Consider the following 10,191-nt stretch of genomic DNA (forward strand, 5'->3'; position numbering starts at 1 on the left):
AAGGAAAAGAGAGAAAAGAACGAGAGTATGATTTCAATGGTGAAAAAGGCGAACGCCTTTTTCTTCCCCGGATCTTATTTCCTCTTTCCCTTCCTTCTTTTCTCATGATTTTCACAGAAAAAGGAGATTGTTATGCTGCACCAATTCTCACGCACAGAACTTGCGGTCGGCCGCGAGGGTATTGAAATGTTCAAAAACAGCACGGTTGCCGTACTCGGCGTCGGTGGCGTAGGATCGTTCACCGTTGAATCGCTTGCCCGGACCGGCATCGGCAAACTTGTGCTTATCGACAAAGACGATGTAGATATTACAAACTGTAACCGTCAGCTTCCGGCGACGCTAGAAACGGTCGGACAGCAGAAGGTTGAAATCATGAAGCAGCGCATTGCGACGATCAACCCGGAATGCGAAGTTGTAACGTTGAAGATGTTTTATAACGAAGAAACGTATGAGCAGCTCTTCGAACACGAACTTGATTATGTAGCGGATGCAATGGATACGATATCTGCCAAACTGCACCTCATCCTGCAGTGCCGCGAACGTGGCATTCCGCTTATCAGTAGCATGGGCGCGGCCAACAAGCTCGACCCGACACGCTTCCAGGTAGCGGATTTGTTTGAGACATCGTATGATCCGATTGCCAAGGTGCTGCGCCGCGAATTGCGAAAGAAAGGCATCAAGAAGGGAGTCAAGGTCGTCTATTCTACAGAGACACCGATTCTTGCCCGCGAAGAGGTGCTACAGGAAGTTGTGCAAAATCCCGATTCTCCGATTCGCAAAGCGACGCGCCCGCCGGCCAGTGTGGCGTTTGTTCCTTCGGTCGCCGGCTTGATTATGACAAGCGTGATTGTGCGCGATCTCCTGGAAAAAGCGGGTATCGAAGTATTAAGGGACGATTAGAAATAGATGGAGAGGATGCCGCTTGTCAGGTGGCATCCTTTACGTATATTTATTTTTTTACTATAATTAATAGGATTTAGGAACGTACACGGGAATGAGGAGGGGTACGGCATATGGATTTGTTCTCCTACGCCCATGAGGAAGAGAAGGAGCGTGGACAAAGCAGACACCAGCCGCTTGCAGACCGAATGCGGCCGCGCACGCTGGACGAATTTGTCGGCCAGACGCACATTCTTGGCCAGGGGAAGCTACTGCGCCGCGCAATTGAAGCTGACCGGATTTCTTCTCTTATTTTTCATGGACCACCGGGTACCGGGAAGACGACGCTGGCCCGTATTATCGCCCGTACAACCAAAACGCATTTTACCGACATAAATGCGGTAACGGCGGGAGTGGCTGATATCCGCCGCGTTGTGGAAGAAGCCAGGCAGCGCCGTGAGATGTATGGACAGGGAACGACGCTGTTTGTCGATGAGATTCACCGCTTCAACAAATCTCAACAGGATGCACTGTTACCGTATGTGGAAGACGGAACCATTCGGCTAATCGGAGCTACGACGGAAAATCCGTTCTTTGAGGTCAATGCGGCATTGCTGTCCCGCTCCCAATTGTTTCAACTGCATTCTCTTACGGATGAAGAGTTGAATCGGGTCATCGACAGGGCGCTTGAAGACAAAGAGCTTGGCTACGGAGAGCTGCCGGTGGTTATTGACGAAGAAGCGCGCAGCCATTTGATCCGCTATGCGGAAGGGGACAGCCGGCGTCTGTTGAATGCGCTGGAATTGGCTGTAGCCACCACGCCGCGAGATAAGAGCGGACAGGTACATATTACGCTGGATGTGGCAGTTGATTCCATTCAACGGCGTGCAGTACGATATGACAAAACCGGGGATAATCATTATGACACAATTTCTGCCTATATTAAGTCGATTCGCGGTTCAGATCCGGATGCGGCGCTGTACTGGCTGGCACGTATGATTGACGCTGGTGAAGACCCGCGTTTTATCGCAAGGCGTCTTATTATTGCGGCATCAGAAGATATCGGAAACGGCGATCCGCGCGCGCTGCAGGTTGCAGTTTCCGCTTTCCAGGCACTTGAGCTGGTGGGAATGCCTGAAGGCCGCATTCCACTAGCGCATGCCACCACGTACCTGGCATCCGCTCCAAAAAGCAACGCCGCTTACGTGGGCATCAACCAGGCGTTGAAATACGTGCGGCAGCATGGACACGGTGCTGTTCCACTGCATTTGCGGGATATGCATTACAAAGGCGCCGAGAAACTTGGACACGGAGAAGGGTATCTATACCCGCACGATTATCCGCATTCGTATGTTGAACAGCAGTATTTGCCTGAAGGTGTCACCGAGACGTTCTACCGACCAAAAGAGATCGGCTATGAACGTCACATAAAAGATTATTTGCGAACAGTACGAAAAGACAAATAGAAAGATGAGGGGATTTGTTTGAAGATATCAACCAAAGGCCGTTACGGCTTGACGATTATGATGGAGCTGGCCAGACGGTACGGCGAAGGACAAATGTCGCTAAAGGCTATCGCACAAAAGCATGACCTGTCGGAGCATTACCTTGAACAGTTGGTGGCCCCGCTGCGCAATGCCGGTCTGGTTAAGAGTATTCGCGGTGCCTACGGCGGGTATATCCTGGCCCGCACACCCGAAGAAATCACCGCAGGCGATGTGATCCGCGTGCTGGAAGGGCCGATTAGCCCGGTAGAATTCGAGGAAGAGGAAGATCCGGCAAAACGCGATTTGTGGATGCGCATTCGTGACAGCATTAGCGAAGTGCTTGATTCCACTACATTACAGGACTTGATTACGTATAAAGACGAAGGACAAGCAGACTCGTACATGTTTTATATCTAAATATTTCAACAGCGGTAAGGAGCAGAAGAACATGCAGGAAATTTACCTGGATCACGCGGCTACTACCCCGGTCCATCCAGAAGTGCTCGAAGCGATGCTACCGTACTACCGGGAACTGCACGGCAACCCATCGAGTATGCACCGCTTCGGCCAGCGGACGCGGCATATAGTGGATGAAGCGCGGTCGGTTATCGCCCGCTGTCTGGGCGCTGCACCGGGCGAGGTTATTTTTACAAGCGGCGGCACTGAGGCCGACAATATGGCGCTGCTTGGGGTTATGGAAGCAAACCGTGATAGAGGCAAGCATTTGATTACCAGCCAGATTGAACACCATGCAGTACTGCATACGTGCAAACGTTTGGAAGCGATTGGATACGAGGTAACGTATTTGCCTGTAGACGAAACGGGGCGTGTCTCTATAGAAGATGTTGAACAGGCGATCCGCCCCGATACGGTGCTTATCAGCATCATGTTTGGCAACAACGAGGTTGGAACGCTGCAGCATGTCGGCAAGATTGGAAAAATAGCGCAGGATCGCGGGATTTATTTTCATACAGATGCCGTGCAGGCATTCGGCATTGAGGATGTGGATGTAAAACGACTGCACATCGATCTGCTATCAGTTTCGGCGCACAAAATCAACGGACCGAAAGGCATCGGTGCGTTATATGTTCGGCGCGGCATTAAAATTGAGCCGCATCTGTATGGGGGCAATCAAGAGAAGAAGCGCCGCGCCGGCACAGAGAATGTGCCCGGCATTGCCGGATTCGCCCGTGCGGCCGAGCTGGCAGAAGAGACGCGGGAAGAGCGCCGTGCCCAGTATGAGAAGCTACGCACTGTAATGCTTGATACGTGGAAAGAGCAGGGGATTGACTATGTCGTCAACGGTCATCCCGAACTTTATATGCCGCATATTCTAAATGTCAGCTTTCCCGGTATGAAAACGGACGCCATGCTGATGCACCTCGATTTGGCAGGCATTGCCGCCGCGAGCGGGTCGGCCTGCACCTCGGGTTCCCTTGAGATTTCACATGTGCTGCGCGCCATGCATCTTCCGCCAGAAAGACTTGAGTCCGCCATTCGTTTTAGCTTCGGATACGGAAATACTGTGGAACAGGTGCGGGAAGCGGCCGGACGTATCGCCCGTATTCTTTCAAGGAAAGACGGGTAAGCTTAGCAAAAAATGGGGAGAGGCAGGAGATGCGGAAGTAAGGAAAGGAAGACCTGGCATCCTTTAGACAGCATAGCCTTATCTGTTTGCCCTATACTAAAGGATATGGAAGGAGATGATCGTCTTGCGGCGGGTACGTGACGTCATTGGACTTCCCATCATTGAACTTAAGCGGGGCAGAGAGGTGGGCTATGTCCATGATCTTCTGTTCAATGAACAGAGACAATTAACCGGGATTCTGCTGAGGGAGACAAGCTTCCTTAAGCAGGGAAAGTATATCCCGGTGGAAGCGGTTTGCGCAATAGGTACGGATTGTGTAACGATAGCCGGGCAGCGGGCAATTGTATCGTTTTCCTCTTCGTCTTTTCCTTCCGGCTGGACGGGCATCCAGACCGGTTCTACTCCTGTACAGGGCAAAGCGTTCGTTACAAAGGAAGGTGAGCATCTGGGGTTTGTGGAAGATGTTTACTTTCATGTGGAATCGGGCAAGATAGTAGGGTATGAGTTGTCTAACGGAATTCTGTCGGATATTATCGACGGTCGCGCCGTTATTCGCAGCACGGAATGTTTAAAAATGGGTGAGGACGCGGTCATTGTCTCCACACCGGAGTAGAATGGCCCTGTCACGTACAGGGAGGAAAAAATAATGATGAATTGCCCGAACTGCCAGTCGAAAGACATCGGCAAAATCGGTACAAACCAGTACTATTGCTGGAACTGCTGTATTGAGTTCACGGCTTCAGGGAACAAAGTGTCGTCTGTCTTTCAGGTGGAAGAGGACGGAACTTTACATTCGCTGAACGATTTGTTTTTTGACGATTGCCCACCGCCTTTCGAAACCAACATGTAAGGAGATGGATGCGGTGAAGCTTTCTTTTTGGATGGGAGCGGTTATCATTGCCGCGCTCGGGCTCGTCCGGATGGTGCGGCCCAGGCAGAGCCGCACGGAACGGGCCGTTCGCCTGGGAAAACGCATATTGCGCAATATTGGCATTACCGGTATGCTGAACATTCCCCCGCGTTATATGGCCGGTTTCGGCAGACGGGTGCTGCGCAGAATGGCGCGGTAGACCCGGCAGAAAACAAAACGAGAAACCTCGGGCAGCCGTCGGGAAACCGACAGCTGCTTTTTTTGCATTTCTCGTTTTACTTCCCTATATTTTGAACTTCAGCGTTTCCTGATGGGTTTTGGTGGCAAGCTGTGACAGTGTTTCAATACTGAGAGACATTTCTTCGGCCGCCTGACTCTGTTCTTGAACGGAAGCCGAGACTTCGCGTAAGCCGTCAGACGTTTCCCGGCTAACGGTAGCGATGAATCGAATGCGCTCGTGGAGATTTTCAACCAGGTGCTGGATTTCTTCCTGCATTTGATCAATTTTTTCCATTTCTTTTTTCGTCTGTTCCGTTTTCTTCACAATATTTTCGAGTGCGCTTCCGCCCTGATGAATCATCGCAATCTGCCGCTGTACCTGCTCGACATTCATCTCCATTGAGCGTACGGTTACAGACGTCTCATTCTGCACGTGTGTCACCAGATCTACGATTTCGTGCGAGGCTCTTGAAGCCTCTTCTGCCAATTTACGCACTTCTTCGGCCACGACTGCGAAACCTCTGCCGTGATGTCCGGCTCTGGCCGCTTCGATTGCGGCGTTGAGAGCCAGCAGATTGGTCTGATCAGAGATGGCCGAGATAACATGAACAATGTTGCCGATTTCCTCCGAACGTTTCCCCAATTTCTGAATGGTTTCCGTTGCGAAGATGACGGTCTGTGAGACTGTATCCAGATGATGAATCGCCTCTGCGACCGCCTCCATGCCTTCTTTGGCCGCCTGTCGTGTCTCTTCGGCAACATTCAGCGCCTGTGAAGCAGCAAGGGTGGTCGTGTTGACTTTCTCGTGCGTTTCGTTCATTTCCCTGTGAACCAGTGAGATGGCTTCCGCTTGCTCGCCGATGTTTTCCGCAATCTGCCGTACCGTATGAGCTATCTGTGAGGCAGATGCTCCTGCTTCTTCGGACGTAGCAGCTAACTGTTCGGAAGTGGAAGATACTTCTTCTGCCGAGTGCTGCATGGTAGCCACCAGACTGCGCAGGTCGCCGGTCATCCGGTTAAAGCCGAGCGCCAATTGTCCTAGCTCGTCTTCCCGTTCTACAGTGGCCTGTACAGTTAAGTCGCCCTGTGCTGCAATGTGAAAACTCTTCTGTACATGGTGAATCGGCCGTACCAGCGTTCGTTTCATCAGCACGGAAAGAATGGTAATAAGAATCAAGAAAGAAACGAGTGAAACTCCCAGAATAACGTAACGGGTCTGCCAGATGGCCGCGTACGCTTCTTTGCTATCTATTGTAATAGCTACGATCCAGCCGGTTTGCTGGACCGGATGGAAGGACGTTAATTTTTGTTTTCCTTCAAATATGTATTCGGCCTGTCCCTTTTTAGCCTGAAGCATCGAAGGACCGAAGCTTTCTTTAGCAATGTTCAGCTTTGCTACGTATTTTTTTACAGGATGGGCTAAAATCAATCCGTTTTTATCAACTAGATAGGCATAACCGGTTTCCCCCATTTTGACCTGGGCGATGTGTGCACCGATGGCATCGAGTTTCATTGCGGCAATCAGGAAACTTCGTCCGTCGTTAATCGGCTCGGCCAAATAAAACAAAGGCTGTCCGTCTTCCCCCTGCAGCACATCGCTAACCGTGCCTTTCCCGGCATTTCGTACCGCATCCAGTACCGTCTGCTCAGGAAATGTTTGACCGATCAGGTAACCGTTCGATCCGGCGATAATGCGTCCTTCAGGAAGAACGATATACAGGGCTTCATACTCTGGCTGGTTGCGTGTAATCGACGTAAGAAAGCGTCCGGCCTCAAAGGCGCGATCGGGACGTGAGTCAATGGCCTTGATAACCGGAAACTGCGCCAATTGGAACAATGAGCGTTGCTTGTCCGAAAGGTCCTTGTCCACGAGAATGGCAGCCTCAGCAGACGCCTGATCCATGCCGCGCAGTGCGGCTTCACGCAGAGATTGGGTGACGCTGCGATCCACGAAGAAGTATAGTGTCGCAAATGCACCGACAATCACTACGGTAAGTAATAACATTAATCGCTTCTGGAGCGTCATGCGCTTTTTCATATTGTTTCCGCCTTAATATTCAAGGATAGAGAAACCGGTGCCCTGTTCTGAATTGCTTGCAGAGAGAGCGGCAGACACATCCGGATAGATAGATAAAACCCGGTCCAGCTTCGAGAAGTGAAGCAGTTTGTACCAGGATGTATTGCCTGCGACCAGTTTGCTTTCTTTTCCTTCCAGATGACATTTTTTGCAGAAAGAGAAGAGAACGGCCAGGCCTGTGCTGTCTACGCTTGTCAGGCGGGAGACGTCGAGAATGTACCGATCCTGTTCTTCAGTGATACAGGCGAGCAAATCTTTAGAGATTTGTCGTGAATTCGCGTAGTGAATTTCACCCTCGAGTGTTATGATTCTATAGCCTTGCTCATTTATCATGAACATCTTTCATTCCCCTTTTTTAGGAACTTTCGTACTAGTATGCATTTATCATACAGGGTGAGTTTTAGATAAATATTAATGGATTATAAAATTTCGGTTAAAAAAGAAAGAATATATAAAAAATAGGTGAAGGAATTTTTGTTTCCTTCACCTACTTTTTTGTTATTTCTTATACAAATAAATCTCTTCATAACTTTCCAGAAGTTTGCTGTACTCCTTAGAGCTCTCCTGTACCCACCACAAAGATTGGCCTTCCAACTCTTTCTTTACCTTGGCCGGGACTCCAGCAGCCAGGTGACGGCCCGGAATTACCATATTATTAGAAACAACGCTGCCTGCAGCCACCATACATTCGTCCTCTATAACCGCTCCGTCGAGAATGACCGCATTCATGCCGATGACGTTCCGATTGCCGATGCGGCAGCTATGAATAATCGCCCCGTGGCCAATGGTATTATGATCGCCGATGTATGTTCCTTCATTGGTCACATGCACCACGCAGTTATCTTGAATGCTGGTATGCTTGCCGACGTGGATCGAACCGAAATCGCCGCGCAGCACGGCGCCAAACCAAATGCTGCTGCCCTCTTCAATCGTTACGTCGCCGATGATGACGGCGGTAGGTGCAATAAAAACTCCGTCTGCAATCACTGGACGCTTTCCATTATATTCAATTACATTCATACTTTCCCTCCTTTATTAAACAATTTCGACTTTAAAGAAGGGAAATCCTCCCTTATAGATGGGAGACAGTACCATCCATGTTGTTTTTTTTTTTGGTACATACTATAAACAGAAATGTTACACATGGGCGGATGTGAACACAATGGAAAAAATCACAAGAACAAATTGGCTATATTTCCTAGCCGTACTGCTGATGGTTTTATTAATTGTTTTTTTGCTTGGAAAGGTGAGTGTTTTTTTTGTCGGATTTATCGAAATCGTAAAGAAGGTACTGACACCGTTCTTCTTTGCTCTCATTTTCGCGTACCTGCTGAATCCGGTCGTAAAATTTTTGACTGACCGCCATTTTCCGCGCGGTCTGGCGGTTTTCCTTATTTATACGCTGTTCTTTTTATTTCTTATTTTCCTCGTTATGAATGCCGGACCGATACTGGTGCGGGAGTACAAGGAGCTTTCAGCAAAATTTCCTGAGCTTGCCGGCACATACCGCGATTGGATTGGTCGGATGCGCATTCAGCAGGCAAGGACGCCGTTTTCGCTGCACGGCGGACTTACGACCAGCATCCAGCAGATGGAGCTGGCAATGACGAACTACGTGAACGGCCTATTTACCGGCATGGATGGTTGGGTAGAAAAAATTCTACTTGTCCTGCTCATTCCGTTTATCGTATTTTACATGCTGAAAGATATGAAACCGATGCAGAAGGGGGCGCTCCTGCTTGTGCCGGGCAAACACCGTCCGACCGTGCGCCGCATGCTGCATGATATTGATACGGCGCTTGGTCATTATGTCCGCGGCCAGCTTATTGTCTGCGGCATAGTCGGAGCGCTGGCGTATGCCGGGTATTTCTTTATCGGCCTGCCGTACGCGATTGTATTCGCCTTCTTCGTCGCGATTACCAACATCATTCCCTATATTGGCCCTGTATTCGGCGCTGCGCCTGCTATTCTGTTCGCGCTGACCGTATCATGGAAGATGGCGCTGTATGCGCTGATTATCAATGCCATCATTCAGGTTCTTGAAGGCAATATCGTATCACCGCTGATTGTCGGCAAATCGTTGCATATGCACCCTCTGCTGATCATCTTATCGGTCATGATCGGAGGGGAGATTGCCGGTATTGCGGGATTGATTCTCGCAGTTCCGATTGTGGCCAGCCTGAAGGTGGTCGTGCAGCATATCATCATCCATATAGTACGGAAACCGGAATGGCAAAGTGAGGAGTAATTGACAGTAAAGATGGTAAATCTGTATAATAAGTAGTGCTGCAAACAACTTCATTACCATGAACTCGTTGAAGGAATAAGTAGGCGGCAGCCCTCGTACAGAGAGAAGATTCCGAGGTTGAGAGGATCTTCACGAGAAGAGTCGTCGAACGCTACTCCTGAGAGCAGGACTTTATAAACCCTGCCGGGCACATGCTGTCCGTTATCCTCAAAAACAAGGCGACCCGTACGTCTGGTCTGATATGCGGGTAAGCAGGGTGGTACCGCGTGAGAAGACAAGCTCTCGTCCCTGGAGAAATTCTGGGATTGAGAGCTTTTTTAGTTTTAGAGAATAAAAGGGGTAAGAGGGTGTAGTCGAAAGAAAAAGACATTCGTCTTTGTCTACATTTGTATCTTCCTTTCTTACTTCTTGCCTTTTGTATATCTATACCGTAACTATGGAGGGATACATTCACAATGAAACGCATGTCAGCCGCTGAAATTCGTCAGAAATACCTGGATTTCTTCGTCAGCAAAGGTCATAAAATTGAGCCGAGCGCACCGCTGATTCCGATTGACGACGCTTCGCTGCTCTGGATTAACAGCGGGGTTGCCACGCTGAAGAAGTACTTTGACGGACGCGTGATTCCGGAGAACCCGCGTATCACCAACTCACAGAAATCGATCCGCACCAATGACATCGAGAACGTGGGAAAAACCGCACGTCACCATACGTTTTTCGAAATGCTGGGTAATTTTTCTATCGGAGATTACTTTAAAGAAGAAGCAATTTTGTGGGCATGGGAATTCCTGACCAGCCCGGAATGGATCGGCTTTGATCCGG

General features: G+C 49.7%; 12 protein-coding genes. 9 read left to right on the forward strand and 3 right to left on the reverse strand.

Features of this window, described 5'->3' with window-relative positions:
* Positions 1 to 132: 132 nt before the first annotated feature.
* The 7 genes from B2899_RS16890 to B2899_RS16920 all read left to right on the forward strand — a co-directional run bounded on the left by B2899_RS16890 (position 133) and on the right by B2899_RS16920 (position 5,024).
* Complete coding sequence (locus tag B2899_RS16890) at positions 133 to 900, forward strand: tRNA threonylcarbamoyladenosine dehydratase (protein WP_146811022.1); 768 nt, start codon at positions 133 to 135, stop codon at positions 898 to 900.
* 113 nt (positions 901 to 1,013) lie between these two features.
* Positions 1,014 to 2,345, forward strand: a complete 1,332-nt coding sequence (locus tag B2899_RS16895; RefSeq protein ID WP_286887294.1) for an AAA family ATPase — start codon at positions 1,014 to 1,016, stop codon at positions 2,343 to 2,345.
* Between the two features lie 18 nt (positions 2,346 to 2,363).
* The gene (gene cymR / locus B2899_RS16900; protein ID WP_146811020.1) at positions 2,364 to 2,783 is read left to right on the forward strand and encodes a cysteine metabolism transcriptional regulator CymR; all 420 of its coding nucleotides are present in this window, start codon (positions 2,364 to 2,366) and stop codon (positions 2,781 to 2,783) included.
* 31 nt (positions 2,784 to 2,814) lie between these two features.
* Positions 2,815 to 3,954 carry a cysteine desulfurase family protein gene (locus B2899_RS16905; RefSeq protein ID WP_146811019.1) on the forward strand — a complete coding sequence of 380 codons (1,140 nt, stop codon included), beginning with the start codon at positions 2,815 to 2,817 and terminating at the stop codon, positions 3,952 to 3,954.
* A gap of 124 nt (positions 3,955 to 4,078) precedes the next feature.
* Complete coding sequence (locus tag B2899_RS16910; RefSeq protein ID WP_170230304.1) at positions 4,079 to 4,567, forward strand: PRC-barrel domain-containing protein; 489 nt, start codon at positions 4,079 to 4,081, stop codon at positions 4,565 to 4,567.
* 33 nt (positions 4,568 to 4,600) lie between these two features.
* Positions 4,601 to 4,804 carry a hypothetical protein gene (locus tag B2899_RS16915; protein ID WP_146811017.1) on the forward strand — a complete coding sequence of 68 codons (204 nt, stop codon included), beginning with the start codon at positions 4,601 to 4,603 and terminating at the stop codon, positions 4,802 to 4,804.
* A gap of 13 nt (positions 4,805 to 4,817) precedes the next feature.
* Positions 4,818 to 5,024, forward strand: a complete 207-nt coding sequence (locus tag B2899_RS16920; protein WP_286887296.1) for a hypothetical protein — start codon at positions 4,818 to 4,820, stop codon at positions 5,022 to 5,024.
* An 84-nt stretch (positions 5,025 to 5,108) separates the two neighbouring features.
* On the opposite strand, the gene B2899_RS16925 is transcribed toward B2899_RS16920, so the two are convergent.
* The 3 genes from B2899_RS16925 to B2899_RS16935 form a co-directional block, all read right to left on the reverse strand.
* Complete coding sequence (locus B2899_RS16925; RefSeq protein ID WP_146811015.1) at positions 5,109 to 7,082, reverse strand: methyl-accepting chemotaxis protein; 1,974 nt, start codon at positions 7,080 to 7,082, stop codon at positions 5,109 to 5,111.
* Positions 7,083 to 7,094: 12 nt separating this feature from the next.
* Positions 7,095 to 7,460 carry an STAS domain-containing protein gene (locus B2899_RS16930; RefSeq protein ID WP_146811014.1) on the reverse strand — a complete coding sequence of 122 codons (366 nt, stop codon included), beginning with the start codon at positions 7,458 to 7,460 and terminating at the stop codon, positions 7,095 to 7,097.
* A gap of 159 nt (positions 7,461 to 7,619) precedes the next feature.
* A complete protein-coding gene (locus B2899_RS16935) occupies positions 7,620 to 8,141 on the reverse strand; it encodes a gamma carbonic anhydrase family protein (RefSeq protein ID WP_146811013.1) in 522 nt (173 codons plus the stop codon).
* A 142-nt stretch (positions 8,142 to 8,283) separates the two neighbouring features.
* Between B2899_RS16935 and B2899_RS16940 the strand changes: the two genes are divergently transcribed.
* Together B2899_RS16940 and B2899_RS16945 are read left to right on the forward strand one after the other, a co-directional pair.
* Positions 8,284 to 9,369 (forward strand): AI-2E family transporter, encoded by a 1,086-nt coding sequence (locus B2899_RS16940; RefSeq protein ID WP_286887298.1) that lies wholly within the window; start codon positions 8,284 to 8,286, stop codon positions 9,367 to 9,369.
* A gap of 455 nt (positions 9,370 to 9,824) precedes the next feature.
* On the forward strand, positions 9,825 to 10,191 hold a 367-nt coding region (locus tag B2899_RS16945; protein ID WP_286887299.1), incomplete at its 3' end, for an alanine--tRNA ligase-related protein.

Origin of the sequence: Aneurinibacillus sp. UBA3580, assembly GCF_002375825.1 — a bacterium.
In the GTDB taxonomy this organism is placed as follows: Bacteria; Bacillota; Bacilli; order Aneurinibacillales; family Aneurinibacillaceae; genus Aneurinibacillus; species Aneurinibacillus danicus.